Here is a 24,572-nt window from a genome sequence, read left to right as displayed (position 1 = left end):
CGACCAACCAGGTTCGCCGACTCACTGCGGCGCCTCCGGATTCAAGGTTCGCAGGGTAATCAGGCTGATTCCCTGGCCGCGCAACACGGTAAACACCCGGTCCAGATCCTCTGCCAGAGCGGCCTGATCGGCTTTCAGGACAACGGTAAGACCGCCCCCAGACGTCTGATCACTAATCAAGGCCGGCAGCTGTTCGATACCCAGAGGCTGACCTTCCTGCAACAGATCCCCGCCAGCGGTCAGAGACAACTCAAGTTGGCCTGCAGCCACGGGCTTCTGGCTGCCGGACTGGGGCGGCAGGATGTCGCCATCCGGCGCACTGATCTGGCTGGCCACCATGAAGAAAATCAGCAGCAGGAACACGATGTTGATCATCGGCACCAGGTTGTCGTCGGCGCTGGCCCTGGCACGGCTCGGATACAGTGACTGGCTCATCGTCCTGTCTCCGCTGCAATTACGTTACCGAGAGTGACCGACAGCCCCAGCGCCTTGAGTCGCTCCAACTGCGTAATAATTTTCTGCACTGAAACTTTGGCCTCTGGCAGGATCACCACCGGCTGTCCGGACTCGAAGAGACCAGCGTTCACCGGGGCGCCCGCTGCTATGTCTACGCCACTGGCCACCAGCCGAAGTGTTCCGTCGACGCCAAGGACTACCAGTTGGGCAGCATCCGCTGACTGGTTTTCCACCGCGACCGGCGAGCGGAAGTCCACGGCTTTCCATTGGTTGAACGACGAGGTCAGCATGAAAAACATCAGCAGGATGAACACCACATCAATCAGCGCGGTCATGCCAATACGGGGTCGGCGCCGGGAGTAGAGGGAAGCCATAGACATCAGGCGCGCTTCAGAACCAGCGCCCGGTCAGCCGTGTGCTGAAGCGACGCGGCTTGCAGGGTGATCAATTGCTCGAGGTCGTTTTGGATTGATTCGGCAGACGTCTCGGCCTTCCGCTCCAGCCAGCTGTGAGCCAGTGACACCGGAATCGCCACCGCCAAACCCACCGCGGTGGTGAGCAACGCTTTCCAGATGCCCCCGGACAGAACCGACGGATTGACCTGACGGCCGGCGGCCTCCATTGCCTGGAACGCCTCAATCATGCCCAACACTGTGCCGAACAGCCCCAGCAGTGGCGCCAGGGTGGCAATCACCTCCAGTGGCCGCAGGTAGCTCGCCAGCTCAGATACGGCCAGGCGGGCCTGTCGAGTTGCCTCCTGACGCAACTCCTCCAAGGACAGGTCGGCGGACTCGATCAGGGCCAGCGATCGGCTCATCAACCGACCCCGAATAGTGCGCCCACCTTTCACCAGCATCACCGCCTGGTGCCGCTCACCACTGGCGAAATGCACCAGCGACTGTTCAACCGCTTTGCCATTGCCCGGTTGCAGCATCGCCAACTGGAACAGCTTGACCAGCACCACGGTCAGGGCAACCACGGAAAAGCTTGCCAACAACCAGACCACCGGCCCGCCCAGCACAAGAAAATCAATCAGGTATGCAACCATTGAAAACAAATCCCACCCGCAAATGATAAGGATTCGCATTCTATATTCGGAATACAGCGTCCGCAACGGTTATTGTCAGAATCTTCACCTGAGCAGCATTGAGCATTAGCAAAGTCGAGTTGGCGGACGGTGGCTGGGTCAGCGCGTTTATCTGCGATGCGATTGGCCTGGAGGACGACAAGGAGATAACATCGCTCGGAGGCTGGAGGGGCTATCTGGCCACGATTTAATTTAGAGGCTAGGAGCTGGCACCTTGATCGATTTCCGTAGTGATACCGTGACCAAACCAACCCCTGAGATGCGCGAAGCAATGGCGCGTGCGGAGGTAGGCGACGATGTTTACGGCGACGATCCCACCGTCAACAGCCTCGAAGCCTACGCCGCCGACCGGCTCGGCTTTGAGGCGGCTCTCTTCACCGCCAGCGGTACCCAGGCCAACCTGCTCGCCATCATGAGCACTGTGGTCGAGGCGATGAATACCTGTGCGGTCAGGCCGCCCATAACTATCGCTACGAGGGCGGCGGAGCAGCCGTGCTTGGGAGCGTTCAACCCCAGCCCATCGAAAATGAGCCGAACGGCAGCATCGATCTGGACAAGGCCCGAGCCGCGATCAAGGCTGACGATTTTCATTTCGCCATGACCCGCTTGCTGTCACTGGAAAACACCATCGGCGGAAAGGTACTTTCCCTGGAATACCAGCGCCAGGCGCGTACCTTCTGTGACGAGCATGGACTGCAACTTCACCTGGACGGTGCCCGGGTATTCAACGCGGCGGTCGCTTGCCATTGCGACATCACGGAAATTACCCGGCACTATCACTCTGTCAGCGTCTGTTTATCGAAGGGGCTCGGCGCCCCGGTAGGCTCACTGCTGTTGGGATCAGAGGACTTCATCAAGCGCGCCAGACGGCTGCGCAAGATGGTGGGTGGCGGCATGCGCCAGGCCGGCATCCTGGCCGCAGCCGGCAAGATCGCTCTTGGCCAGGGGCCGCGCCGGCTGCAGGAAGACCACGACAACGCCCAGGCCCTGACCGCCGGTCTTGCCGATATTCGCCAGCTGGAAGTTGACCCGGCTGGCACCCAAACCAACATCGTCTATGCCCGTTGCCGGGTTGGCCACGCCACCGACTTGCGCGATTACCTGGCTGAGCAAGGCATCCTGATCAATGCCGGCAACCCACTGCGCTTTGTCACCCACCGGGATGTTACCCGTGAGGATGTGGACCGATTACTGACTGCCATCCGTCAGTTTTATCAAGCCAAGCAGGCTCTTTAGGCATCTCCCTTAATCAGCCTAAGATTCAGGCTTTTAACCAGGCCAAGGCCTCAGCCTCAGTTTCAAAAAATTTCAGGTCGCCGGCGATGAACCAGGCGGCTATCTTCGCGATGTTGTCCCGCCAGCGTTTGTGGCCAAAGACGGCAATCTTCTCGAACTGATTGCCATGAACCAAGGCCAGATTGAAGTCGTCCCAGGCGGCGCGTGCCTCCCAGCCTTCGAGGTCGGTCACGTCAAAAAGCACTTTCACATCCCGTTTCTTCACCGTAGCCAGGGCGGAATCAATCATCGGCGTGATGATCTTATAGTCCTCGTGGGTCAACTTGCCCTGGGCTTTTAACGATACGAACACATGATCATCGATTCGATCGATACCCACAGATAGGCCGTGCCGCTTGATAGCCATTGCCATAATCTCCCTACCGAAATAGCGCTAGCATCCGTCTTTGAGACTGCAGCCCGATCAGAAGGTTCAGGTTTCTGCCTTCTTTGCCAGCGCTTCTTTCAATCCGGCAAAGGGATTATGCGTTGCCGACTCTCGTCTTTTCTCGGAACTCCCCCCGTAGCGGACGAAGTCTTCAAACTTGCTGTGCTCTTCATCGTGACAATACACGCACAACAACTCCCAGTTGCTGCCATCGGCTGGGTTATTGTCGTGATCATGGTCCACATGGTGCACCGTCAGTTCCCGCAAATTGGCGCGGGTGAACTCACGCGCACAACGCCCGCATACCCAGGGGTAAAGCTTCAATGCCCTTTCCCGATATCCACTCTCGCGCTTGGCAATGTACTCGCGTTGGGCGTCGAGTACCTGATCCAGTTTGGTTCGGTTGCCTGTGCCCTGGCCCATGGAGATGCCCTCATTTACCATTTCAAAGGCCAGTATAGCGCTTGCCTCAGGCGGGCACAGTTACCCACAACATCTGTGGATAACTGTGTTAGCACATGAAGGATAGGTGGCTTGGAGCCCCTGATACCGGGCACTACCAAAATCTGGTGGCAAATTGATCGAAACAGCCGAATCGAAAGAACTCACAGACAATGTTCTTGCCGGACAATCATTGAGATGCCAAGCTCCGAGGGTTTCCGGAAGATACACCCAACAAACGTCTGATAAGGAACATGAAATGGGAAGCTCGAAACTCGTAGGTGTGGTATTGCTCGTGGTAGGTATTGCCCTGCTCTTCTTCGGCTATCAGTCCACCCAGTCGGTTGGCGGTGAAATTACCGAAACCCTTACTGGTCAATACACAGATGAGACCATGTTGTTCCTGATTGGCGGTGCCGCAGCCGCTGCAGCTGGCGCGTTCCTGACCTTTTTCAAAAAATAAGGGCCACGCTTCGCATGTAAGAGAGCTCACCTGCGTGGGCTCTTCCTTCACTATCCCCGCCGAGAAAAAGCGCACCACCGAAATAGTCAGTTTTTTTTACACAAATTTTCCCATCAAAATTTAATCTACTGATTTTCAGTGCCTTATAAATCGGGTGCGAATGTTGCTTGGGTATCCGGGAACCCACGAAAAGGAGTTCTTACTGTGAAAACATTAACAACCTTAGCGCTCTTATCAATGCTCTCTTCAGCCGCTATGGCGGGAGATCTCATTATCACTCCAGTGCCCGAGCCAGGTGTTCTCGGCCTGTTCGCCACCGCCGGCGTCATGCTGTTTCTCGCCAGGAAGTTCCGCAAGTAGGTCAATGCTGCGGGGTGCGAGCTTCGGCTGTATCGCATTCCGCGGGTTGTTGATTCTGTTCGACGAGGAGCCTAATGGAACTTTATGGGCTGGTAACACTGGTTGGAGTTTTCCTGCTGCTGGCGCTTGAGCCCGTCCTTGCCAGAAACCCGCTGCATCATCCCCGCCTCGACCGTTGGTGCAATAACATCGGGCTTGCCTTTACCAACGAGTTGATTCGCTTTTTTTTGCCGCTGGCTTTGGCACTGGTCGCGGTCGACGGGCCCTGGCAGGCCTTCAATGCCAGCTCCCTAGGACTGCTCTGGGGCGCGCTACTGGCCTTTATCATTATGGATTTCAGTCTGTACTGGGTGCACCGGTGCAGTCATGAACTGCGCTGGTTATGGCGCCTGCACCGCACCCATCACAGCGACCTGGATATGGACGTCACCACGTCTTTCCGACACCACCCTGGCGAGGTTGGCCTGAAACTGGTCCTGATGTCCGGCTTTATTGGCCTGCTGGGCTTCACACCCGCCCACTTGCTGACCTATGTGCTTCTCCACCGGTGCTTTGCGCTCTGGTCGCATTCGAATATCCGCCTGCCCGAAGGTCTGGAACGGCAACTCGCCAAAGTGCTGGTCACGCCCCGAGTGCACCAGATCCACCATTCGGCCTGGCAACCGGAGACCGACAGCAATTACGGCCAGATCCTGACCCTTTGGGACCGCCTGTTCAAAACCTACCTCTCTCCGGATCAGGTGCCTTGCCCCGCCCGCTTCGGCCTGGAAGACTTTCGCTCGGCTGAGGACCAGCGCCTGAGCGCACTGTTCGCCCAACCCATTCGCTAACGACACCAAGTTGTGCCTAGTTACCTAAGGCTCTGAAACGCGCCTTTGACATGACCAGCAAGCGCATCGTTGAGAGGATTCGAGCCACGGCGAACCAGCGCTAGCTGGTAGGAACCGATTTCCGGTAAGTCATCGCTGACTATCTGTTTCAACGGCGGCCGTACCAGGCTCTTGGGGAATGCCGCCACCGCCAGGTCAGCCACCATGGCGGCTTCCTGTCCGGAGCAGTGTTCACAAGTATAGGCAATGCGATAGGGCTTCCCGGCGCGGTCCAGAGCGCTAAGCGTCATCTCGCGCCAAGCACAGCCTTCGTGCGCCATAGCAATAGGAAGCGGTGTCCGCAGAAATGCAGAACTGCCCTCCCGACCGGCCCAGACCAACGGCTCATCGTGCACCACCTCACCGCGGTTTTCCCGCCCCTTATTCACGACGGTAACCAGCACCATGTCCAGATCCCCCGAATCCAGGCGGGCCAGATTCTGCTTGCTGGAACCGACCACCACATCCACCAGCACCGCCGGATAAGAACGGGCGAACTGAGCAAGGACCTCCGGCAGAATCCGGGTTCCCACATCGTCCGAAGTGCCAATGCCAACCTTGCCCTCCAGCGAGGGGGCAATAAAGTGCTGGACCGCCTCCTGATTCAGGCGGAGCAATCGACGGCTGTAGTCCAGAAGCACTTCACCTTCGGTGGTCAGGGTGACCTGCCGGGGCTCGCGGATGAACAGGCTCTTACCAAGTTTCTGTTCAAGCTGTTTGATCTGCATGCTCAGCGCAGAAGGAGTGCGATGCACCACCTTGGCGGCGTCGGTAAAGGTGCCGCATTCCGAGATAGCTACAAAGGTTCTAAGTACGTCGTTATCGAGCAGGGGCATGTTCACGTGCCTCGCCTCCCGTGATGAGGGGTGCAATTTCACTTAAGCATAACTGAAGGCAGACTTAAATTCTTTTCGTTTGATTGAATGCATCATGACAGCCATCCTAGTGTCACATAGCACTGGTAAGACCGTAAGACGCGACAAACCACGTGCGTACCAAGGGCCAACTATTAACCGATAGGTGACGACCATGCTGGCATTCAGGAACCACCATCAATCTGCCCCTCATCAGCCGATTAACGCCTGGATGGAGAGTTATTCCCGGCGCCAGAATTTCCGGCGCATGGCCCGGTCACTGCTGGCAGAACGGGACGAGATATTGTCTGATCTGGGTTACAACCGGTACGACCTGCTCGACGCCTTGCACCTGCCTCTTCATAGCGATGCGATGCAGTACATTGAAGCCCGGCGATCAAAGCGGAAGCAGCAGAACCGGACGGACTGATTGTCAGTCCAGCCCAGCCAGCTGTGAAAACCGAACAAAGCTGTACTCGTCGGCCAGAGTGTCGGCGAGATGGCGGATGTGGGCGGGTGTAATTTCGCAGCAGCCACCGACCACACTGGCCCCATCCGCCAGCCAATGACGAACCTCTTCGGTATAACTGCCCGGGGAAACATCAGGCCTGGCCTCCAAGACATCGACAGAGCCGCCCCGCGCCATAGCCTCGACCGACTTGAAGGCGTTGGCGTAACCGCCAACGCAGGGATGCAGGCCAACGAGCTCTGGCATGGCATCGGTGACCAGCTCGGGGTCACAGCAGTTCAGCATGACGGCCGTAGGGGTATAAGCTGCGACGGCAGCAATCGCTTCTGAAAGACTTTCGCCAGACTTCAGTTTGCCGTCGTCCTCCAGGCGAAAGGCCACGCCGTAGGGCTTGCCTGAAGCTTGAGCCGCAGCGCAGGCAGCCTTCGCTTCCAGCGTATTGGTCATGGTTTCGATGAGAAAAACATCGGCACGAGACTGCAGACGAACGAGGGTGTCATATTCCGCCTTCAGATCCTCAAAAGAGCGATCTGGCTGGACCTTATAACTGCCGACCAAAGGTCCCAAACAACCGGCAATGTCCACGTCGACGCCTGCCGCCTTAATCGCCTTTTCCAGCACATTGAAGGCCTGCTGATGAATCGCTTCCAGACGATCCAGCATCCCCTGCTCTCGCAACCGGGTTGGCGTGGCCGCATAGGTATTGAGCGACAGGGTTCGGGCCCCGGCCCGGATGAAATCCTCATGCACACTGGTCACTACCTCCGGCTGTTCCAGCATGACAGCGACCGACCACAGCGGAGAGCTCAGCTCGCGGGCGCGCCGGTAAATTTCCTGGCCAAGACCACCATCAAGAAGAGCAACAGATCGCATAAGACGTTTGGTTCCTTAAAATTCATTGTGAGACTATTGTCATTATGACAGCGAATGTAAAAACCCGAATCCTCCTTCGGTCGAAACGACTGAATATTTATCTGGTGCGCTACCCGGAAGGCCATAAGGTGGGCCCCCACCTGGACATGATTGCCAAGGGGCGCCTATATAAACTCAATTGCGTACTGGTTAAACCAAAGGTGGGCGGGGAGTTCGTCTGTGAGCGGAATCTGTTTAATCTGGCGGGACGTGTGATTCTGTTTCGTCCGGACCTTTATCAGCATCGCGTCGAGAAAATAAAACGCGGCAACCGCTGGCTGCTGAGCTTTGCATTGACTGTTTGAGGCGGCACCTCATCCAACCGGCTGACAACCTCGAATAGCCAATGCGATGTTGGCGCTGGCTTCAATCTGCTCGTAGTACTTAGAGGCGGAATTAACGCCCATCTCCGCGTAACTACCTGCTTTTGGACTGACGAGAGCGCTAAGTTGTGCCAAGGCTTGTGCGGACTGGCGGTCACGATCGTAGGCATTGAAAGCCTGGTAGATTTCACTGCAGGTAACACCATCGCCATCGGTCGCCGCGGACGACATATAGGTCGAGGTTTGGCAGCCAGACAACAGCATGATGGCAGCGATGGTAAACAGGAAAGAACGCTTCACAGGCAAGGAGCTCCACGATTAGATGGGGGATTTGTGCTTGCCCGCATACTAACAGATAAAACCGAAAGTGATCTTTGCCATGGCCGGTGGCGAGAAAAATGCGCGATACTGCCGGAGTTATCCGCCGAAGTATTCCGGAAGGCAACCATGAGCGACGAAACCGATCTCAAGCATCTGGCTCGCTGCGTCGAGCTGGCCGCCAAGGCCCTGGAAAGCGGCAACCCGCCGTTTGGCTCGGTGTTGGTGGATGGGACAGGTGCGGTGAAGTTCGAAGGCCACAACCTGACCGCCGATGGAGACGCTACCCAACACCCCGAGCTCGCCATCGCCCGCTGGGCGGCGGCCAACATGACGCCAGAAGAGCGTGTGGCATCAACTGTATACACCTCAGGCGAACACTGCCCCATGTGCGCCGCCGCCCATGGCTGGGTTGGCCTGGGACGGATTGTCTTCGCCAGCTCATCAGAACAGCTGTCAGTCTGGTTGGATGAAATGCACGTATCGCCACCACCGGTAGCAACCTTGCCAATCAATACTGTGGTACCCGGCCTGCCGGTTGAGGGGCCGTTTCCGGTATTGGCCGAGGCGGTTCGAAAACTGCATGAACGCTATCAACACGGAGCATCAAAATGACGACAGAACTGTTTTATCTTTCCCTGACGACCCTGCTTACCGGAGTACTCTGGATTCCCTACATCCTGAACCGGATCGCAGTCAGGGGGATTGCAGATGCTGTGGGCTACCCGGAAAATCCAAAGCCGCAGTCGCCCTGGGCACAGCGATTAATGAAGGCGCACCAGAACGCAGTTGAGAACCTGGTGATCTTTGCAGCGTTTGTTCTGACGGCTCATGCACTGGGGGTCAGCACCGAGACAACTGCGACCGCCAGCATGGTTTACTTCTGGATGCGCGTCGCGCATGCCGTGGCATTCACCTTCACCATTCCACTGGTCCGCACCTTGTCATTTTTCGTTAGTTTCGGGGCGCAAATGGTGTTCGCCTGGGCACTGCTCACGGCTGATCAGCCAATCCTACGCCAGGCATTCGCCCAGCGCGCTATTTCGCCATATGGGCCACAAACGCGACGACGAATGCGGTCTCCTGAAACACCTTCAAGCCGGTCTCAGCAAAGGTGATCGGCAGCGGATTGGCCGCCAGCGTGGATTTGATCTGCGCTGGCGAAAATAGCAGCACCTCAACGTCCACCTCCGATATCAGCTGAATGGTTGCTTCCAGTTTGAAACTGATGGCACCGCCAGCAAATTTTCCCTTTGGCATCCGCTCCTTAATCGCGACTTTTTGCACGCCATAGTCCGACAGTAACTTCGCGAACGAGGCCTGAAATTCCTGCAGATCAGCCCGGGTGTGGTTCTTCTTGAGCGAGAGTTTACGCACCTTGCATTCGGGAAGACTGAACTGCCCGTGGTCCAGGTTCAGCAAACACACCACGGCATCACTGCCGCTCAGTTCAACACCGCAAACAATCATCACATCACCTCAATTGCCGTCAGCCGCAGCACTTCTTGAATTTAAGCCCGCTTCCGCAGGTGCACGGGTCGTTGCGAGACGGCAGCTTCTCAGCGGTGACCGTATTGCCCTTGTTCAGAATAACGGTCAGCTCGTTGATGGATTCAGTGGCGCCTTCGCGGGTATCCAGAGCAACGTCCGCATACAGCCCCGCCTCGGCCACTTGCGCCTCAATCTCTAGTTTGCGCGCTTCACTGGTCACCACCAGCGACAGCGGGAACTTCCGGGTTCCGCTCCTCTGGCTTGCGTTGGTCTGAAAACCGCCGTATGTGGTGTGATGCTGACGCGCATCCTGACGGCCTTTGTAGAAAAACTTGTCTGACATATCGTCATCCCGATTGGTTGAGAAAGACAAAGGACTTACGAAGATTTGCGCAGGCCGCTGTCGAGGCCGCGAGTTTTAGCACGCTTCCCGGGATTTCTGTTAGTGCTTTTTACCCGAAGAAAGGAAGCCAACAGAGCAAGGCCAATTACGGGAGCGCAAAACATAACCCCGGACGCGAACAGCAACACATTTGTCATCGACCAGGTATCGAATACAAGGTCGACAATAATAAGGTCCAGCACACTCAAATCGGGGTGTGACATCCATAGGCTGAGCACGCGCAGAAACATAGCAGTGCCAAGACTGGATGCTAAAAGCTGAATCATCACCCAGCGCCAAAAGCCACGACCGAGCGAGCGGGCCAGAAAGCCCACCGCGCCCGCGTATCCAAGCAGGAGGCCCAGAAGCGCGATCCCGCCGATCACCGATTTATATTCGTCATCCGGCTCCGGCCCGGCATAGACCAAGGGCGCAACCAGACAAAACAGCCAAACAACCCTGTGAGCTAGTGAAACTCCGTTACAACGCATGGCTTTATTTGATTCAACTTCGAGCTTTGATTTACAGCCGACCATAACCATACCGCCTCCCTTTGAAGGCTGAGCAACTACCTTTGATAGTAGTTGCGGTTTCACAGACCACACAGTCAGGATATCCGGACACCCCGTCCGGATTCCCGGCCATTCCTTCCCGCTCACGATAAGCCAAAACTATTCAGATCAACCAGTTACCCGACTGGCACGAAACTTCCTTGGTATTGCCCGCCGAACAATAAATCCAATAAAAGGAGCATCAGATGGACAGGATGGGATGACTTCCTCGGCTCCGTATCCGGGGTTTATACCTGGGTGAAGGAAACCAGCGAAGGGTTCTATGAGGCGGGTCAGTGTAACTGAGCTGAGGGAATTCTAAGGAGAGAACGAGCCCGCCGCGAATGATCGGCGGGCTCACAAAATTATTCAGTCCCCAATACGTTTCAAAAACGCCACGAGCGCCGGCATCAACAGAATCAAAATGGTGATGCGCGCCAGGTGATGCGATGTCACAAAAGCCGGCTCAATTCCCAGGGAAAGCGCGACCAGACTCAACTCGGGAGCGCCGCCCGGCATATATGCCAGTAGTGCCGCAGCCAGTGAGAATCCGGTCGTCACGTGTGCAATCCAGGCGGCGACAATGGCAATAACCAGCAGCACCACAGCCTGAACCAGGGCGATCACGATGCTAGAGCCTACCGACGCCAGCGACACCCCAACAAACCGGGCGCCAACAGACACCCCGATTACAATCTGGGCCAGAGCAATGATCACCGGCGGAATTGTCGCTTCACTGAGACCACTCACATGCAGCGCGCCGGATAACAGCACAGGCCCGAACAGCAACGGATTTGGCAGCCGCAGGCACTGGCCGAGCCAGGCTCCGGCAACACCCGCGATCACCAGCAAAAGCGCTTCGTCAAAACCTGGAAACGCCAGCCACTGAATCAGTGTCATGCTGGGCTGCTGAAGCTAACGTGCTCAGACCACTGCATTAACGGCGGAATCACCAGCAACACCACCAGAATGCGAACCCCGTGGGTCAGTCCGACGATCCGCAAATCGGCACTGCTGTCTGCGGCCATCAGGGTGACGGAGGAGATACCGCCGGGGACGCCGGAATAGATGGCGGTTTCAATGGAGTTTCCTGCAACTCGGCGGCTAAGCCAGACCGAGACCACGATCATGACTGCCGTAGCCATGAACATGATGGACAGGCTGATACCCCAGAGCGCAAGGTTCGCGGCCAGATCCGGCGTGAAGGCACCGCCCAGCATGACACCAATGACCACCAGTACTGCTTTGCGTGAGTTGGTGGGCGCCTGCAGCCGAACGCCAGCGAGGCTAAGCACCGTGGTCGCAATCAAGGCACCCAGCAACCATGGCAAGGGCGTGTGAACGGCGTAGGCCAGACCTCCGCCTACGCCGCCAATCGCGAGCGCGGGCAGCAGTCTGCCACCCGCGATGCAACGCTCTTTGATCAGGGCAATCAACGCTGAGTACCCAGGCCCATCATGCCGTTACCGGCGACTTACGGGAAAATGCCCGAGACAGCATCCATGGCAACACCAACAGCATCACGGCGGCAATCCACAAGCCAACCGAAATCGCTGAATTCCACAGAATGCCAACTTCTCCGCCGCTGATGGAAAGCGCCCGGCGCAGATTATCTTCCATCAGTCCGCCCAGCACGTACCCCAGAATCACGGGCGCCAGTGAAAAGCCGAGCTTGCGCAAGGCGTAACCGAACACACCAATGATCAGCATCAGGTAAATGGCCATCAGATCGGAATGCAGCTGATAGACACCAACAAACGCCAGAATCGCAATTCCCGGCACCAGTACCCATCTTGGCATGGTGAGGGTCTTGGCAAACAGGCCCGCAAGCGGAAGGTTGAGCGCCAACAGCACCAGGTTGCCGATATAGAGTGAGGCAATCAGGCCACCGGCCACTTCAGGGCGTTCGGTAAACAGCATGGGGCCGGGCGTGATGTTGTAGAGCATGAGCGCGCCAAGCAGAACCGCAGTGTTCCTGAGCCTGGAATGCCAAGCGTCAGCATCGGCACAAAAGAGCCAGCCGCGGAGGCATTATTACCTGCTTCGGGGGCGGCCAGGCCGCGCATATCGCCGGTACCGAAGGTGTTGTGCTTATCGGACAGACGCTTCTCGGTGGTGTACGTGACGGCACCTGCTACAGAGGCCCCTGTGCCAGGCAACACACCCACGATGAAACCGATCACACCGCTGCGCAGCATCGCCCACTTGCAGTAAAGCAATTCTTTGGCGCTGACCATCACACGGCCCAGTGGCGGTATTTCCTGGTTCGCGTTCTTGCCGTGGACATGCTCCAGCATCAGCAGGATCTCGCTGATGGCGAACAGGCCGATGATCATCACCACAAAGTCGATGCCGTCGTACAGCTCAGCCATGCCAAAGGTATACCGCATCACCCCAGTACCGGAGTCGACGCCGACCATGGCAATCAGCACACCGAGCACGGCTCCAATACCGGTTTTGATCGGGTCGTTACCCATCATCACCGACATGGATGCGAAGGCAAAAACCATGAGTGCGAAGAACTCGGCCGGGCCAAACATCACGGCCACTTCCGCCAGCAGCGGTGCGAACAACGTCAGGCCGATGATGGCAATGGTTGCGCCCACGAACGAGCTGACGGCAGAAAGACCCAGCGCTGGACCAGCCAGTCCCTTTTTGGCCAACGGATGGCCATCAAGGGTGGTCATCACCGCACCGGCGTCGCCCGGCACATTTAGCAGGATGCTGGACATACGTCCGCCATATTCTGCCCCGGTGTAAACACCCGCCAGCAGGATCAACGCGGACTCCGCAGGCAGCCCGAGGGTGTAGGCCAGTGGCATCAGAATGGCGATACCATTGATAGGGCCGATGCCTGGCAGCGCGCCAAACAACGTACCAAGCAGTGCCCCAAGAAAAGCCAGCCCCAGGTTCATGGGGCTGAGGGCAACGTCAAAACCTTGAATCAGAAAATCGAACATACCAGGCACCTCAGTTGAAGTCGGGCAGCCAGTGGCCGCCTGGCAAAGCAATACCCAGCCCGAGGGTAAACAGGTAATAGCTCCCCAGGGTCATCAACACTCCTGCGATCGCGGCTTTTTTCCAGGAGGCCTCAAACAGGCGGGCCAGGGACAGCACGGTCAGGAAGGTCATGACGACGTAGCCCAGGCGGGTAAACAGCAAGGCATAAACCAGGAGCACTCCCAGAACGGCCAACAGCTTCAGAGTTACTCGCTGGTCGGGCCAGTCACCGTTCTCGCCGGGCCGGAACACCAGCACCAATGACAAGGTCGCCAGAATGGCCGATAGCAGGATGGGGAATGCTTTCGGCCCAACGGGCTCGTAGCTGAAGTTCACCTGAAACTGTGAGGCATTGAAGGCGGCGAATGCCGCCAAACCGATCAAGGCAAGCCCCAGAATGCGGTCGGCGGCAATTCTCATTGTGTCAGCCCAACTTCTTTAGCCAGTTCCTTGAACTGGACAACCATCTCTTTCACGTAAGTGTCGAAGTTGTCGCCATAGCGCTCCATGGGAAACAGGCCACGCGCGTCACGCATTTCGGCAAATTTCTCGGTGCCTGCCAGTTCTTCGAGTCGCGCCACCCAGGCGTTGTAAGCTTCATCACTCACGTTCGGCCCCATGTAGTAGCCACGCCAGATCGGCCATTGCACGTCGTAACCCTGCTCTGCCGCGGTGGGAATATCGGCGTAGGGGCCACCCACACGTTCTTCGGCCAACGCTGCCAGCACACGTACCTTGCCGGAATCCAGGTGTGGACGAAGTTCAGAGAGGTCACCGGTGAACACATGGATGTGCTCGCCCAGAAGTGCCGCCAGAGATTCACCGCCACCTTCAAAGGCCACATAGCGCAAATCCCGGGGAGAAACATCGGCTGCCTTGGCGGTAAGCGCTGCCTTCATCCAGTCCTGACTGCCAACAGTACCGCCGGCACCAAAGACGATCTTGCCAGGCTGTGTCTTCAGATCCTGGGCCAGCTCTTTCAGGTTCTGCCAGGGGGCATCAGCTTTCACCACGATGGCGCCATAATCCACACCCAGGGCACCCAACCAGCGCACTTCGTCGGCGTCGTACTGTCCAAACTTGCCCAGTGCCAGGTTAACTGCAGCGCCGGTACTGGCGGCAACGATGAGGTTGGGGTCGTCTTTACGCACGCCGTTGACGTGGTTGTAAGCGACGGCTCCGATACCGCCAGGCATGTAGCTGACCATCATCGGCTGATCGATCAACCCTGTTTCCTGCAGCGCATTGGCGGCAAGACGGCACGTGAGGTCATAACCACCGCCTGGTTTGGCAGGTGCGATACATTCAGTGGGTTTGGCGAGGGCCTGAACGGATCCAGTCATCAAGGCAGCGCCCATAACAGCGGCTGCAGACCGGCGAAGGAATGCGGTGTTGAATTTCATGTCGAACTCCTGTTGTATTTGTTTTGAGCGGAACGCAGCGACGCGCCTCCGCCACCCATCGTATCGATGGTCAGAGTTATCCTATGGACACAACCTGTCATTAACCTGTCAGCCATCTATAATCGCTGTCCGCCACTTTCAAGAAACCCGCCATGCGTCTGCTGATCGTTGAAGATGACCCGTTAATTGCCGACTCTCTGCATCAGGGCCTGGCACCCCTGGGCAACACAGTGGAAGTATTCACCAGTCTGAAAGAGGCCCGCGCTGCACTGGCGCATAGCCAGTTCGACCTGGTGGTGCTGGACCTGGGCCTGCCGGATGGCAGTGGGCTTTCGTTACTGGCGGAAATGCGCGAAAGGCGCGATACCACACCGATCATGATCCTGACTGCCCGCGACGGCGTGGCAGAGCGGGTTAAAGGACTGGACCTGGGTGCCGACGATTACCTGACCAAACCCTTTTCCCTGCCGGAACTCCAGGCCCGGGTGCGCGCCTTGCTACGCCGGAGCCAGCAGCGCATCGACAACCATCTCCGCTTTGGCCCCCTGTGCTTTGATCCCGCCTCCGGCCACGCCACTTTGTTCGGTGAGCATCTGGATCTACCGCCCCGGGAACTGGGATTGATAGAGGGTTTGCTCCTGTACGCAGGGCGTATTGCCCCGCGCGAGCACCTGATTAACCGGCTGTTCGGCTTTGGTGAGGCCGGCCCCAATGCTTGGAGGTCTACGTCAGCCGACTGCGCAAACGCTTGCAAGGCAGCGGCGTGCGCATCCGCACTCTGCGCGGCCTGGGATATCGCCTGGAGGATGATTCGGAGTGATCGTTGTTAAGGGCACCCTGAAACAGCGGCTAGGTGCCTGGCTGCTCGCAGCGTTTGGCGTTCTTGGCACGTTTTTACTGATTGAGGCATACACCAGCGCGGAGCGGGCAGCAGATCGCGCTTATGACAGCTTGCTACAAGCGGCCAGCCTGACCATTGGCGAAGCGATCCAGTGGCAGGGTGGCCAGCCAGTGGTGGAGATACCCGCTGCGGCCTTTCAAATGCTCGCAACCGAGCAACAGGAGCGGGTGTTTTATACGGTTTTGAACAGCGATGGCCAGTCGGTGACGGGCAATCTGGATACGACGATTTTGGAGACACTGCATCACCAGGCGTCACGTCAGTCCGAGCCGGTTTGGAGTTTCCTTCAGTATGCCGGCGCACCGATCAGGGTTTACGGCCGCCAACTGAAATCCGCTGGCTGGGAATCCGTGGAGCCTTTGCAGATCTGGGTCGGCCACACCCTGTCCGGCCGGGAATCCCTGACCCAAGATCTGTTCACCAAGGCTCTGATCCGGTTTGTTGTCATGGTTATGCTGACCGGGCTGCTGATGCTGGTGGCCATTCGAACGGCATTGGGTCCGGTCCGGCGCCTGCGACAGCTCATCCGCCAGCGCAAGGCTGACGACGTCAGTCCCCTGAACGCGGAAGTGCCGGGCGAGCTGTACGACATGGCGGAAACCCTGAACGCTCTTTTCGAACGACAGAGGGAAGGCCGCAATGCGCTACTTCGCTTCAGCGCCGATGCCAGTCACCAGCTGAAAACACCTCTTGCGGGTTTGCAAAGCACCAGCGAACTGGCGTTGCAAAGCAACCAGCCGGAGGACTGGCGACAGGCGCTGCAAACGGTTCATGATAGCAGCGCACGCACCAGCCGCCTTGCCGGGCAACTGCTCAGCCTGTCACGCCTGCGCCACGCCGAGGCCGGATCAAAGACGCAGATCGATCTGTCGGACCTGTTACGCGAAACGATCACCGACTGGGCCGATCGCGACATCGCAAAACATCACGATTTAGGCATGGCTGCCCTGCCCGACGCCCCAATCTATATTCAGGGCGAACCCTGGTCTCTGTACGAATTGATCGGCAACCTCATCGACAACGCACTGCGCTACACCCCGGATGGCAGTGAGATCACCCTCGGCCTGACCAGGCAGGAAAACACGGCGGAACTGCGGATCCAGGACAACGGCCCTGGGGTAAACCCCGAGCTGCTGGACCGGCTGCACCAGCCTTTCGAGCGCGGCGGGCGCCAGGACACCGAGGCTCCGGGCTCGGCCTGGCTATCGTCAACTCCATTGTGCAACGGCATCAGGCAACGTTCGAAATTCACAGCGAGCCGGGCCACGGCCTGTGCGTATGCATCATATTCCCAATCCTGGCCCAGGAAACCTGACATGAAACGCTGGTTGTGGACGCACTTTTCGGCACCTGTGATAACACTGCTTTTGGCGGCGGGCCTGCTGCCATCCGCGGCAATGGCGCAGAATAAAACCACGCTCGAAGTTGATGCCGCCCTGGATCTGCCCGTGGTGGCGCCACTTCTTGCTGCTTTCGAACAGGCCCATCCGGAAATTGAGGTGTCCTTCCAGGACCGGTCCACCCTTGAGGTGGATGAACGGGCCCGAAACGCCTCACCCGCCCCCGATGTGGTCATCAGCTCGGCCATGCCCTGGCAGATGGCCCGGGTAAATGACGGCCTCGCCCAACCACTGGACAGCAGCGCCGCCCGCGAGTGGCCAAGCTGGGCGAAATGGCGCAACGAAGTGTTTGGATTTACCTTCGAACCGATCGTGACCGTTTACCGGCTCGATCTGGCGCGCCACATGCTGCCACCCCAGACCCATGCCGACCTCCACACCATTCTGAACACCCACAAGGATATGCTCCGCGGCCGGGTCACAACCTATTCCCCCTCCGGCAGCGGCATTGGCTATACCCTGTTCCAGCAGGATGCCCGCTATTCCCCTCGGTTCTGGGATCTGGTTGCCGCCCTGGGCGCGGCCGACGTGCACCTTGAGAATTCCACCCAGAAGATGCTCGAGGGGCTCACCGATGGGCGCTATTGGGTCGGCTACAACCTGCTGGGCTCTTACGCTATCCAGTGGGCCCGCAGCCATCCCGAGATTATCGTGCAGATCCCTCAAGACTACTCATTGGTGATGATGCGCATGGCGTTCATCCATCGTGACGCACCCAACCCCGAGGCCGCCCGTACATTCATGAATTTCTTGCTGAGCGCCGACGGCCAACAGATCCTCGCCGGCGAAACGCCGTTGTTCAGTGTGCTGCCGGATGTAGTCGGCCCCTACACCTCGCAGCGGCTGCGGGATCAGGTTGGCGAGCGCCTATACCCAATTCCCATTGATGCCTCACTGCTGGCATTCGTGGACCCCATGCGTCGCGATGTGTTCATGAGCCGGTGGCGGCGAGAAATACAGATTCTGAATCCGTAAAGGTTTTTAGCCATTCGGAGTCAATGGGGGAAGCCGGTCTCGGCACTCAACTGAAGCCGCACCTCCATCAGTGCCAACCGACGCAACAATCGGATGCGCCTGCGCAAGGGCCACCAGTCGTAGAGGAAAATCTCCATCGGTCGCCACATCGCAACCCAGCCACCGATCAACAGGCTTTCGCTAACCAGCAGCACCAGGCCTGTCTCCGGGGCCTGGTTTTCAAGCAACCGGCTTACTCCAAGACACACCGCCAGAAAAACCAGACCAATCAGCAGGCTCAAGCGCCCTTCCCGCATGAGCCGGCGAAATCCCTGACACGCCCATTGTTCGCGCTCCGAGAAGTACGCCCGAATGGCCCTCAGTATCCGCTCACGGGCGGCAGTCACGTCGTCGCATTGGCTGACTTCAATGTCCAATCGGAAGTCGCCCTCGGCCGGGTGTTCTTCAGCCCACTCCATGATGAAGGACTCGGCATTGGCATCCAGATCCCGCCCCACAAAAGGGGATGGATCCAGGGAATTGAACAGCTGGGTAATGGCGCTTAGGCGAAGACGGATGACATTAACCCGGGCAGCATCACTCACAGGTAGGCCACCTCGACGTTCAATGGCTGATGAGAGAAGGCCTTATTGCCCGACCACGGTCACCGGCCCTGTGGCATGCCGGACCACTTTTTCGCTGACACTGCCAAGAAGCAGGGTGCGCACCGCAGAAAAGCCCCGGCGCCCGAGCACCAGGTGTGCGCCCGGATGATTGTGCATGTACTCGATAATTTCGTGGGCAGGGTCACCGTTCAACAAGATCTCTTCCCGGAGATCCACCTGGCCGCTCAGCACTTGCCTGGCTGCATCAAACACCTCCTGACCATGCTTTTCCCGTTCCGAATCGATCTTGCCAGGTTCAACGCCGGCCACCACCAGCACAGAGGATTTCGCATAGGGGTATACGGTCAGCAACTTGAGCGGTTGGCCCGTGGCTTCGGCCAGGTCAGAGGCCAGTTTGGCGGCACTCAGTGACTGCTCCGAACCATCACAGGCTACGACAATGCAGGGGGAGTCCTTGTCCATGGTGACACCTCTTAATCGTTACAATGCGGCCCCCATTATGCTCTCCGCCAGATCTGGGGGTTTGACCCAGATCAACGGGAACATTGGCTTTCAGCCAGAGCCGTTGCGCTCCAAAGGCTTGCGGCGAACCAGACCAGAAGAGGCACTCTCACCCACTCGATCCACTGAAAGCGGGTCCGGTTTTCCAACAGATCCCCTGCAATGACCAGCCCGCCGATCACCAACACCGTTCCTGTAGCCACCTGCCAACCGGGCAGTTGTGGCGAGAGGAAGATAAACGCAGTGCAGACCACAAACGTCAGCATCATGGAGCAGCCCACGTAGAGCTTTTTGCCAGGGGTGGTTTTTGGATCGTACTTGGGCCGGTCGCTGCACCCGGTTTTCTGCATGCCCGGGTCCGTGGCGTCCATGGCCAGGCAATCCGCCGGGCGCCAGCCGGTGGGCCGAAACCACAGCGATACTTTGTCCTGCCAGCGTGCGGTTTTGATGGTGTCCCGGGCCAGCATCGACCAGTGCTGCAGGTTGGCGCGAACCGGGTTCAGGGTATCCAGCGGACGGGTTGTCCCGTAATGGCACGGCTCGTCCGCCAACTCCGGCTGCCAGGTGCCAAACAGACGGTCCCAGATCACCAGGGTGCCGCCGTAATTGCGATCAATGTAGATCGGGTTCTTGGCATGATGTACACGGTGACTAGACGGCGTAGACATCACCCCTTCGATTAACGGAATGCGGTTAATGGACTGGGTATGCAACCAGAACTGGTACATCTTGAGCACCACGAACTGAACCACGAAGACCACCGGCGGGCAGCCCAGCACCGCCAGCGGCAGATAGAACACCCAGGAAAATGCGTACTGGAACGCGCTCTGGCGCAACGCCGTGGTGAAGTTGTATTCCTCGCCCTGGTGATGGCCCACGTGCGCGCCCCACAGGATGTTGATCTGGTGGGCGATGCGATGGAACCAGTAATAACAGAAGTCGACGCCCAGGAAGAACACCAGCCAGGTGATCGGATTCTCCACTTGGAAATCAATCAGCCGATGGTTCTGCCACAGCCAGATAAACACCGCGAAGGTATAGGCTTTCAGCAAGGCATCGGAAATCAGCAACAGCAGGCCCATGGACAAGCTGTTCACACTGTCGTTAAAGCGGTGCAAACTGCGACCCTGCAGCCGCAACACGCCGTACTCCACCAGCATCAGGATGAGGAATAGCGGAATGGCCAGGCCATTGATGTTGTAGTCGCTCATACTGTCGTCCCGACCACTGGGCACGAATTAAAATGAGACATGTGTTGTTGTCCTTGTTGTTTCATTAAGAGCCTAACAAAGAGCGACGCATGAGGGCCCGAATATGTTCCGTCCGGCACTGATCGAGGCCTGAAAAGATAGACTGCCAAGGAGCACCCATGACATCCCCACACCGCATCTACCTCGCCGGCCCGGAGGTCTTCTTCCCGGAACAGGAACACCGAACCATCGTGGCCGAGAAAAAGCGCCTGCTGCGGGAGCATAGATTTGAGGGTGTCGACCCACTGGATACTGATCTGGCGTTCCCCGAGCACGAATCCAAGCAGGATCAAGGCCTGCGGATCTACCGGGCAAACCGCGAGCTGATGGACAGCTGCGATGCGATCATCGCCAACCTGACTCCGTTCCGGGGCATCAGCGCGGACCCGGGTACGGTGTTCGAAGTGGGCTATATGATCGGCCAGGGCAAACCCGCATTCGGGTTTACCATGAACAGCCGGAGCTATCGCGAGCGCGCCGGCTCAGGCAGCCGGGACGAGCTGGGTAACGCCATTGAGGACTTCGAGCTCAGCGACAATCTGATGATTGACTGCGGCATCACCGAATCTGGCGGGCGCCTTGTCATTGCGGAGGGTCCAGGGGATCACAGCCACTTTTCCAGTGAAGTCTTCCGTGACTGCGTGAGCGCGTTGGCGCGTTGTCTGAGCTCTCAGAAGAAATAGCTCAGACAACGCCCCGTTTAATCAGCTACACCGACGTTATTTCAACACGCCTTCCAGAATTGGCAGTTGCACCGTGCCCGCAACATTCACGAAAGGCACCAGCGCATCCCGCGACCAGCTCGCAGGGAACTGCGGATGGAAGCCGTAAACCAGCAGCGCGAGCTCATCACCGGGCGCCAGTGCCTCCGCCACACCGACCAGTTCAATGACCGCCTGATCTTTGAGACCACGCACCGGCTTGATCTGATCATCGATCAGCTGCCAACGACTCTCTCCCGCTGCGCGCATGCCCAGGCCAACAAACACAATGGGATCACACCCAGCGGTTTGTGGGTCTAGCTCCAGGCTACAGGTTGAATTTCCGGTCAGATCAGACACAGTAAGCCTCGCGGTTGGAATGCCTCCCAAGGTCAGTCCGCCCGCGCCCGCTTGCCCAAGAACCAATGCCGCCGGTGGCTGTGTAGCGGTTGCTGCAGCCTCATACCCGGAGGCGACCGGTGTGTCAGTGGCTACCGGCCGCTCAACCACGTTAGCGCCCTCGAGCACACCGCCATTCAGAGCGGGTGCCGGGAACGCATCCATGGGCACGCTAATGGATTCACCGTTGGCCAGAGACAGGCAAACATTGGAGTCAGTACCGTCGAAATAGTCAGCCAGAGGTTTGCCCTGCAAGTGATGCTCCAGCCAGTTCAGGGTAGCGTCTGAAATTGAGATATCGCCACAGGCAAAAGGTCCCGCCGCCCCCTGGAAACCTGGCAGCTCCAACAGACCTGCTGTCGGGTCCACATACTCTCCCGGCTGAAGCTCATCCGGTGCTTCAACGGGCAGGATGTGACCGGTCTGGTGGGTAAGCAATCGAACGTCGCCGCCACTGGCTTTCAGGCACTCGAAGTTGCGCCAGGCGTCGTTGAAATTAAACAGCGTATCTTTCATGCCCTGGGTCAGCAGCACATCCACCTCGCCATAGGGTGTGGGCGGAACATCGTACGCTGGCGGATTCATCTGGTAGGTCAGCAAACCTGAATTTTCTGCCACAGAAACCGGCTCCCCAGAGCAGCGATACGCCGGGCTGTGATAGTAGAAGAAATCGAGACCGGCCTCGGGGAAACTGTTCAGTGTCGCACCCTGGGCGAGAATCTCGCGGATAATCGGGTCCAGCCCGTCGTTACCATTGCCAGTTGAGCCGGCTTCACCACCCGCAACCAGCACAAGATCCCATCCGGTTTTAATAACGTTACCGGGATTGAGGCTGTAACGCAGATCGTACCAGGTAATATCCGGCACCAGGGCATCGAGCCGCTGACGCGGATCCTGACCGTGCAGCAAGATCTGATAACCACCGCCATAGCTGCCACCGATCGCGCCCGCCACGAGGTTGGGGTTGAGCTCTTCCGGCAGGTCCGGCTCATTGCGGTAGCGCAGATAATCCAGATTGGCCTCGGCCCAGTCGAGAATCTGAATCAGGTCCTGGCCCTCGAATTCCGGGTCCATCACCCGCACCGTGCCGGTGCTCTCGCCAAAGCCACGCTGATCAATGGAAATGACCGCGAAGCCCGCTTCACGGTAGTTGTTGAAGCCCTCTGTTGTGCGGGATCCGCCAAAGCCGTGACCGTGTAACACCAGTGGGTGCCCTTCGGCACAGTCAATCGCTCCCTTCGGCTCCAGCACCTGGAAGGCGATGGTTTCGCCACTGGCCGAGGTGAGCGTGACCGGATAACTGGCGCCACCTTCGATAGGCGTCTCGTCAGAACAAGAGACGGGAGGAATAACTTCGCATTGAGCGGCAGCCTCATCCTCAGGATTCTCACAGGTTTGTTCCGAGGAACTGGCGACCTGCTCAGATTCCTCGTCCTCTGAATCTGAGGACTCGCCGCCACAGCCGGCAACTGCCAAGGCAAGAACGATGGGTAACAGTCGGAAATAACGAAATGGGGAAAAATTAGTGTCAGGCATTTTTGTTGTCCTTCTTGTTTTTACAAAACTTCACAAAGGCAAACGTAGGGAGCTGTAGAAATGTTCCGTGAATAATTAAGCAAGGCCTGAAAGGACAATCCGGAGAACCATAACCCTTCTCGCAATATCCAAAGGCGCCAGATACTCACCTGAGCTAGGCTCAATCCAAATGCCAAACAACAAAACGAGGTCAGCGCTAGATATGGCCCATACATCCCCACCCGCCAGACTCGGTTTTCTCTACCCCGGACACGCCGCCGAGGATGACTACCCACGGATGGGCTCCATGATAGAGCCGCACGCCGAGGTTCATCTGGTTCACACGGAGTTCCTGGAAGATGCCCATACGGTGGAAGCACTCAGTGAAATGGGCAGTGTCAGGCGGCTCACCACCGGGGCCGCGGCCCTTGCCGACTCCGGTATTGAGTCCGTGCTTTGGACCTCCACCAGCGCCAGCTTTGTGCTTGGCCTGGATGGCATTCGCCAGCAGATCGACACCCTGGAGAAACTCCTCGGTGTTCCAGCCTCCACCACAGCCATGGCATTTGCCCGCGCGGTAAAAGCGATCGATGCCAAAACCGTAGCCATTGCCGCGACCTACCCCGAGGCTGTGGCGCAGCGGTTCCGCCAGTTCCTGAATCATTTCGACATCGACGTGGTGCACCTATCCAGCCGGGGCATTGTCACTGCCGCCGAGGTGGGCACGTTGGGCAAGGAGGATGTGATCGATTTCGCGGCCGCGACACCCGCGAGAATGCGGATGCGCTGCTCATTCCCGACACTGCACTGCATTCGGCAGCTTGGCTAACGGAGTTGGAGCAGGCCATCGGCAAACCAGTGCTGACCGCTAACCAAGTCAGCTTTTGGGAGGCCCTGCGCTTGTGCGGAAAATTGAAGCCCCAGAGCGGGCTGGGCAAGCTATTTGAAGTGGTTGAGTAACGGGAAAAAAGCGATCAGAGGACCAACGACAACCCGCCGGTGACGATCGCAAACAGAACCGACAGCCAGATCAGAGTCATCCAGGGGAACGGCGGCGGAGGCGGCTCCACCGCCAGTTGTTCCTCCAGATAGTTTCTCAGCAACCGGGTGTTGCGAGTGTTAGCCTTGAAGATGGCATCAAAGGCGTCGCCTACCACGGGCAACAGGCCCCCGAGGAAATCAATCCCCATATTACGCAGCATCCGCAACTTCACATCCTTGCTTGCGCCGGCTCGCTGCGCTTCGACCAGCACGTAGCCAGACAACACCAAACCGGCCATGTC

The 24,572-nt window shown here is 57.9% G+C and carries 32 protein-coding genes and 3 pseudogenes; 14 read left to right on the top strand and 21 right to left on the bottom strand.

Features of this window, described 5'->3' with window-relative positions; all coding sequences use genetic code 11:
- Nucleotides 1-21 precede the first annotated feature (21 nt).
- Genes AU14_RS05395 through AU14_RS05385 form a run of 3 tightly spaced genes read right to left on the bottom strand, consistent with a single transcriptional unit; the run spans nt 22 to nt 1,504 of the window.
- A complete protein-coding gene (locus AU14_RS05395) occupies nt 22-435 on the bottom strand; it encodes an ExbD/TolR family protein (protein ID WP_041339543.1) in 414 nt (137 codons plus the stop codon).
- Nucleotides 432-836: an ExbD/TolR family protein gene (locus AU14_RS05390; protein WP_041339542.1), complete on the bottom strand. Its 405-nt coding sequence runs from the start codon at nt 834-836 to the stop codon at nt 432-434. The genes AU14_RS05395 and AU14_RS05390 overlap by 4 nt, the downstream gene beginning before the upstream one ends.
- Nucleotides 836-1,504: a MotA/TolQ/ExbB proton channel family protein gene (locus tag AU14_RS05385; protein WP_052471971.1), complete on the bottom strand. Its 669-nt coding sequence runs from the start codon at nt 1,502-1,504 to the stop codon at nt 836-838. Before AU14_RS05385 ends, AU14_RS05390 begins: the two co-directional genes overlap by 1 nt.
- 98 nt (nt 1,505-1,602) lie before the next feature.
- On the opposite strand from AU14_RS05385, the gene AU14_RS22625 reads away from it, so the two are divergent.
- Both AU14_RS22625 and ltaE read left to right on the top strand, forming a co-directional pair.
- Complete coding sequence (locus AU14_RS22625) at nt 1,603-1,734, top strand: allophanate hydrolase-related protein (protein WP_269079104.1); 132 nt, start codon at nt 1,603-1,605, stop codon at nt 1,732-1,734.
- A 68-nt stretch (nt 1,735-1,802) separates the two neighbouring features.
- A pseudogene (gene ltaE, locus AU14_RS05380) lies at nt 1,803-2,779 on the top strand (low-specificity L-threonine aldolase).
- Nucleotides 2,780-2,804: 25 nt separating this feature from the next.
- Here ltaE and AU14_RS05375 read toward each other — a convergent pair.
- On the bottom strand, nt 2,805-3,185 hold the full coding sequence (locus tag AU14_RS05375; protein ID WP_041339541.1) for a SpoIIAA family protein: 381 nt from the start codon (nt 3,183-3,185) through the stop codon (nt 2,805-2,807).
- Nucleotides 3,186-3,251: 66 nt separating this feature from the next.
- Nucleotides 3,252-3,650 (bottom strand): YajD family HNH nuclease, encoded by a 399-nt coding sequence (locus AU14_RS05370; protein ID WP_407942821.1) that lies wholly within the window; start codon nt 3,648-3,650, stop codon nt 3,252-3,254.
- Between the two features lie 133 nt (nt 3,651-3,783).
- On the opposite strand from AU14_RS05370, the gene AU14_RS20730 reads away from it, so the two are divergent.
- The 3 genes from AU14_RS20730 to AU14_RS05360 all read left to right on the top strand — a co-directional run bounded on the left by AU14_RS20730 (nt 3,784) and on the right by AU14_RS05360 (nt 5,300).
- Nucleotides 3,784-4,110: a DUF3185 family protein gene (locus tag AU14_RS20730; protein ID WP_236744424.1), complete on the top strand. Its 327-nt coding sequence runs from the start codon at nt 3,784-3,786 to the stop codon at nt 4,108-4,110.
- Nucleotides 4,111-4,314: 204 nt separating this feature from the next.
- On the top strand, nt 4,315-4,470 hold the full coding sequence (locus tag AU14_RS18975; protein WP_094191162.1) for a PEP-CTERM sorting domain-containing protein: 156 nt from the start codon (nt 4,315-4,317) through the stop codon (nt 4,468-4,470).
- A gap of 74 nt (nt 4,471-4,544) precedes the next feature.
- Entirely contained in the window at nt 4,545-5,300 is a 756-nt protein-coding gene (locus AU14_RS05360) for a sterol desaturase family protein (protein WP_041339539.1), read from the top strand.
- Nucleotides 5,301-5,320: 20 nt separating this feature from the next.
- On the opposite strand, the gene AU14_RS05355 is transcribed toward AU14_RS05360, so the two are convergent.
- Entirely contained in the window at nt 5,321-6,175 is an 855-nt protein-coding gene (locus AU14_RS05355) for a LysR substrate-binding domain-containing protein (protein ID WP_179944720.1), read from the bottom strand.
- A 193-nt stretch (nt 6,176-6,368) separates the two neighbouring features.
- On the opposite strand from AU14_RS05355, the gene AU14_RS05350 reads away from it, so the two are divergent.
- Nucleotides 6,369-6,623: a hypothetical protein gene (locus AU14_RS05350; RefSeq protein WP_052471970.1), complete on the top strand. Its 255-nt coding sequence runs from the start codon at nt 6,369-6,371 to the stop codon at nt 6,621-6,623.
- A gap of 3 nt (nt 6,624-6,626) precedes the next feature.
- On the opposite strand, the gene AU14_RS05345 is transcribed toward AU14_RS05350, so the two are convergent.
- Nucleotides 6,627-7,535 carry a homocysteine S-methyltransferase family protein gene (locus AU14_RS05345; protein ID WP_041339536.1) on the bottom strand — a complete coding sequence of 303 codons (909 nt, stop codon included), beginning with the start codon at nt 7,533-7,535 and terminating at the stop codon, nt 6,627-6,629.
- Nucleotides 7,536-7,579: 44 nt separating this feature from the next.
- Here AU14_RS05345 and AU14_RS05340 point away from each other — a divergent pair, with 44 nt between their 5' ends.
- Nucleotides 7,580-7,879 (top strand): 2OG-Fe(II) oxygenase, encoded by a 300-nt coding sequence (locus tag AU14_RS05340; RefSeq protein WP_041339534.1) that lies wholly within the window; start codon nt 7,580-7,582, stop codon nt 7,877-7,879.
- A gap of 9 nt (nt 7,880-7,888) precedes the next feature.
- On the opposite strand, the gene AU14_RS05335 is transcribed toward AU14_RS05340, so the two are convergent.
- Entirely contained in the window at nt 7,889-8,197 is a 309-nt protein-coding gene (locus AU14_RS05335; RefSeq protein ID WP_236744422.1) for a hypothetical protein, read from the bottom strand.
- A 147-nt stretch (nt 8,198-8,344) separates the two neighbouring features.
- Between AU14_RS05335 and AU14_RS05330 the strand changes: the two genes are divergently transcribed.
- Nucleotides 8,345-8,830 carry a nucleoside deaminase gene (locus tag AU14_RS05330; RefSeq protein ID WP_041339532.1) on the top strand — a complete coding sequence of 162 codons (486 nt, stop codon included), beginning with the start codon at nt 8,345-8,347 and terminating at the stop codon, nt 8,828-8,830.
- Nucleotides 8,827-9,333, top strand: a complete 507-nt coding sequence (locus tag AU14_RS18970) for an MAPEG family protein (RefSeq protein ID WP_094191161.1) — start codon at nt 8,827-8,829, stop codon at nt 9,331-9,333. The genes AU14_RS05330 and AU14_RS18970 overlap by 4 nt, the downstream gene beginning before the upstream one ends.
- Here the strand turns inward: AU14_RS18970 and AU14_RS05325 are convergent.
- The 8 genes and pseudogenes from AU14_RS05325 to AU14_RS05295 form a co-directional block, all read right to left on the bottom strand.
- On the bottom strand, nt 9,254-9,685 hold the full coding sequence (locus tag AU14_RS05325; RefSeq protein WP_041339530.1) for a DUF3010 family protein: 432 nt from the start codon (nt 9,683-9,685) through the stop codon (nt 9,254-9,256). The two genes, AU14_RS18970 and AU14_RS05325, sit on opposite strands and share 80 nt — an antisense overlap.
- Nucleotides 9,686-9,704: 19 nt before the next feature.
- A complete protein-coding gene (locus tag AU14_RS05320; protein ID WP_041339527.1) occupies nt 9,705-10,049 on the bottom strand; it encodes a PBPRA1643 family SWIM/SEC-C metal-binding motif protein in 345 nt (114 codons plus the stop codon).
- A 35-nt stretch (nt 10,050-10,084) separates the two neighbouring features.
- Nucleotides 10,085-10,630, bottom strand: a complete 546-nt coding sequence (locus AU14_RS05315; RefSeq protein ID WP_041339525.1) for a hypothetical protein — start codon at nt 10,628-10,630, stop codon at nt 10,085-10,087.
- A gap of 378 nt (nt 10,631-11,008) precedes the next feature.
- Nucleotides 11,009-11,539, bottom strand: a complete 531-nt coding sequence (locus AU14_RS22620) for an AbrB family transcriptional regulator (protein ID WP_201773514.1) — start codon at nt 11,537-11,539, stop codon at nt 11,009-11,011.
- Entirely contained in the window at nt 11,536-12,075 is a 540-nt protein-coding gene (locus AU14_RS22615) for an AbrB family transcriptional regulator (protein ID WP_201773513.1), read from the bottom strand. The genes AU14_RS22620 and AU14_RS22615 overlap by 4 nt, the downstream gene beginning before the upstream one ends.
- A 19-nt stretch (nt 12,076-12,094) precedes the next feature.
- Nucleotides 12,095-13,599, bottom strand: a pseudogene (locus AU14_RS05305) (tripartite tricarboxylate transporter permease).
- 10 nt (nt 13,600-13,609) lie between these two features.
- The gene (locus AU14_RS05300; protein WP_041339523.1) at nt 13,610-14,059 is read right to left on the bottom strand and encodes a tripartite tricarboxylate transporter TctB family protein; all 450 of its coding nucleotides are present in this window, start codon (nt 14,057-14,059) and stop codon (nt 13,610-13,612) included.
- A complete protein-coding gene (locus tag AU14_RS05295; protein ID WP_041339521.1) occupies nt 14,056-15,042 on the bottom strand; it encodes a Bug family tripartite tricarboxylate transporter substrate binding protein in 987 nt (328 codons plus the stop codon). The genes AU14_RS05300 and AU14_RS05295 overlap by 4 nt, the downstream gene beginning before the upstream one ends.
- 152 nt (nt 15,043-15,194) lie before the next feature.
- On the opposite strand from AU14_RS05295, the pseudogene AU14_RS20720 reads away from it, so the two are divergent.
- From AU14_RS20720 to AU14_RS24035, 3 genes and pseudogenes are all read left to right on the top strand, one after another.
- Nucleotides 15,195-15,473, top strand: a pseudogene (locus AU14_RS20720) (response regulator); the annotation flags it as partial.
- A 284-nt stretch (nt 15,474-15,757) separates the two neighbouring features.
- The gene (locus AU14_RS19780) at nt 15,758-15,862 is read left to right on the top strand and encodes a winged helix-turn-helix domain-containing protein (RefSeq protein ID WP_201773512.1); all 105 of its coding nucleotides are present in this window, start codon (nt 15,758-15,760) and stop codon (nt 15,860-15,862) included.
- Nucleotides 15,859-18,318, top strand: coding sequence for a sensor histidine kinase (locus AU14_RS24035; protein ID WP_236744420.1), 2,460 nt, complete (start codon nt 15,859-15,861; stop codon nt 18,316-18,318). The genes AU14_RS19780 and AU14_RS24035 overlap by 4 nt, the downstream gene beginning before the upstream one ends.
- A gap of 20 nt (nt 18,319-18,338) precedes the next feature.
- On the opposite strand, the gene AU14_RS05275 is transcribed toward AU14_RS24035, so the two are convergent.
- The 3 genes from AU14_RS05275 to AU14_RS05265 all read right to left on the bottom strand — a co-directional run bounded on the left by AU14_RS05275 (nt 18,339) and on the right by AU14_RS05265 (nt 20,635).
- Nucleotides 18,339-18,902, bottom strand: a complete 564-nt coding sequence (locus AU14_RS05275) for a hypothetical protein (RefSeq protein WP_041339519.1) — start codon at nt 18,900-18,902, stop codon at nt 18,339-18,341.
- Nucleotides 18,903-18,944: 42 nt separating this feature from the next.
- The gene (locus AU14_RS05270; protein ID WP_041339517.1) at nt 18,945-19,385 is read right to left on the bottom strand and encodes a universal stress protein; all 441 of its coding nucleotides are present in this window, start codon (nt 19,383-19,385) and stop codon (nt 18,945-18,947) included.
- A gap of 71 nt (nt 19,386-19,456) precedes the next feature.
- Nucleotides 19,457-20,635 carry a sterol desaturase family protein gene (locus tag AU14_RS05265; RefSeq protein ID WP_052471968.1) on the bottom strand — a complete coding sequence of 393 codons (1,179 nt, stop codon included), beginning with the start codon at nt 20,633-20,635 and terminating at the stop codon, nt 19,457-19,459.
- Between the two features lie 158 nt (nt 20,636-20,793).
- Here AU14_RS05265 and AU14_RS05260 point away from each other — a divergent pair, with 158 nt between their 5' ends.
- Entirely contained in the window at nt 20,794-21,357 is a 564-nt protein-coding gene (locus tag AU14_RS05260) for a nucleoside 2-deoxyribosyltransferase (protein WP_041339514.1), read from the top strand.
- Nucleotides 21,358-21,393: 36 nt separating this feature from the next.
- Here AU14_RS05260 and AU14_RS05255 read toward each other — a convergent pair whose 3' ends face one another.
- Nucleotides 21,394-23,310 carry an alpha/beta fold hydrolase gene (locus AU14_RS05255; protein ID WP_052471967.1) on the bottom strand — a complete coding sequence of 639 codons (1,917 nt, stop codon included), beginning with the start codon at nt 23,308-23,310 and terminating at the stop codon, nt 21,394-21,396.
- Between the two features lie 202 nt (nt 23,311-23,512).
- Between AU14_RS05255 and AU14_RS05250 the strand changes: the two genes are divergently transcribed.
- On the top strand, nt 23,513-24,118 hold the full coding sequence (locus tag AU14_RS05250; protein ID WP_236744419.1) for an aspartate racemase/maleate isomerase family protein: 606 nt from the start codon (nt 23,513-23,515) through the stop codon (nt 24,116-24,118).
- A 145-nt stretch (nt 24,119-24,263) separates the two neighbouring features.
- Here the strand turns inward: AU14_RS05250 and AU14_RS05245 are convergent, their stop codons facing one another.
- Nucleotides 24,264-24,569: a DUF4112 domain-containing protein gene (locus AU14_RS05245; RefSeq protein ID WP_236744417.1), complete on the bottom strand. Its 306-nt coding sequence runs from the start codon at nt 24,567-24,569 to the stop codon at nt 24,264-24,266.
- Nucleotides 24,570-24,572: the final 3 nt, after the last annotated feature.

Origin of the sequence: Marinobacter similis (genome assembly GCF_000830985.1) — a bacterium.
Taxonomy (GTDB): domain Bacteria; phylum Pseudomonadota; class Gammaproteobacteria; order Pseudomonadales; family Oleiphilaceae; genus Marinobacter; species Marinobacter similis.
This window is presented reverse-complemented; position numbering and strand designations above follow the sequence as displayed.

Bases quoted from the DNA above. Each gene is read 5' to 3' on its own strand.
- AU14_RS05390 (WP_041339542.1), bottom strand. From the start codon at position 836: ATGTCTATGGCTTCCCTCTACTCCCGGCGCCGACCCCGTATTGGCATG.
- AU14_RS05245 (WP_236744417.1), bottom strand. From the start codon at position 24,569: ATGGCCGGTTTGGTGTTGTCTGGCTACGTGCTGGTCGAAGCGCAGCGA.
- AU14_RS05265 (WP_052471968.1), bottom strand. From the start codon at position 20,635: ATGAGCGACTACAACATCAATGGCCTGGCCATTCCGCTATTCCTCATC.
- AU14_RS18970 (WP_094191161.1), top strand. From the start codon at position 8,827: ATGACGACAGAACTGTTTTATCTTTCCCTGACGACCCTGCTTACCGGA.
- AU14_RS05370 (WP_407942821.1), bottom strand. From the start codon at position 3,650: ATGGTAAATGAGGGCATCTCCATGGGCCAGGGCACAGGCAACCGAACC.
- AU14_RS05375 (WP_041339541.1), bottom strand. From the start codon at position 3,185: ATGGCTATCAAGCGGCACGGCCTATCTGTGGGTATCGATCGAATCGAT.
- AU14_RS05255 (WP_052471967.1), bottom strand. From the start codon at position 23,310: ATGCCTGACACTAATTTTTCCCCATTTCGTTATTTCCGACTGTTACCC.
- AU14_RS05320 (WP_041339527.1), bottom strand. From the start codon at position 10,049: ATGTCAGACAAGTTTTTCTACAAAGGCCGTCAGGATGCGCGTCAGCAT.
- AU14_RS05300 (WP_041339523.1), bottom strand. From the start codon at position 14,059: ATGAGAATTGCCGCCGACCGCATTCTGGGGCTTGCCTTGATCGGTTTG.
- AU14_RS05350 (WP_052471970.1), top strand. From the start codon at position 6,369: ATGCTGGCATTCAGGAACCACCATCAATCTGCCCCTCATCAGCCGATT.
- AU14_RS22620 (WP_201773514.1), bottom strand. From the start codon at position 11,539: ATGACACTGATTCAGTGGCTGGCGTTTCCAGGTTTTGACGAAGCGCTT.
- AU14_RS05330 (WP_041339532.1), top strand. From the start codon at position 8,345: ATGAGCGACGAAACCGATCTCAAGCATCTGGCTCGCTGCGTCGAGCTG.
- AU14_RS05270 (WP_041339517.1), bottom strand. From the start codon at position 19,385: ATGGACAAGGACTCCCCCTGCATTGTCGTAGCCTGTGATGGTTCGGAG.
- AU14_RS05355 (WP_179944720.1), bottom strand. From the start codon at position 6,175: ATGCCCCTGCTCGATAACGACGTACTTAGAACCTTTGTAGCTATCTCG.
- AU14_RS05250 (WP_236744419.1), top strand. From the start codon at position 23,513: ATGGCCCATACATCCCCACCCGCCAGACTCGGTTTTCTCTACCCCGGA.
- AU14_RS05395 (WP_041339543.1), bottom strand. From the start codon at position 435: ATGAGCCAGTCACTGTATCCGAGCCGTGCCAGGGCCAGCGCCGACGAC.
- AU14_RS05315 (WP_041339525.1), bottom strand. From the start codon at position 10,630: ATGGTTATGGTCGGCTGTAAATCAAAGCTCGAAGTTGAATCAAATAAA.
- AU14_RS05295 (WP_041339521.1), bottom strand. From the start codon at position 15,042: ATGAAATTCAACACCGCATTCCTTCGCCGGTCTGCAGCCGCTGTTATG.
- AU14_RS05260 (WP_041339514.1), top strand. From the start codon at position 20,794: ATGACATCCCCACACCGCATCTACCTCGCCGGCCCGGAGGTCTTCTTC.
- AU14_RS05340 (WP_041339534.1), top strand. From the start codon at position 7,580: ATGACAGCGAATGTAAAAACCCGAATCCTCCTTCGGTCGAAACGACTG.
- AU14_RS05345 (WP_041339536.1), bottom strand. From the start codon at position 7,535: ATGCGATCTGTTGCTCTTCTTGATGGTGGTCTTGGCCAGGAAATTTAC.
- AU14_RS05325 (WP_041339530.1), bottom strand. From the start codon at position 9,685: ATGATTGTTTGCGGTGTTGAACTGAGCGGCAGTGATGCCGTGGTGTGT.
- AU14_RS05360 (WP_041339539.1), top strand. From the start codon at position 4,545: ATGGAACTTTATGGGCTGGTAACACTGGTTGGAGTTTTCCTGCTGCTG.
- AU14_RS05385 (WP_052471971.1), bottom strand. From the start codon at position 1,504: ATGGTTGCATACCTGATTGATTTTCTTGTGCTGGGCGGGCCGGTGGTC.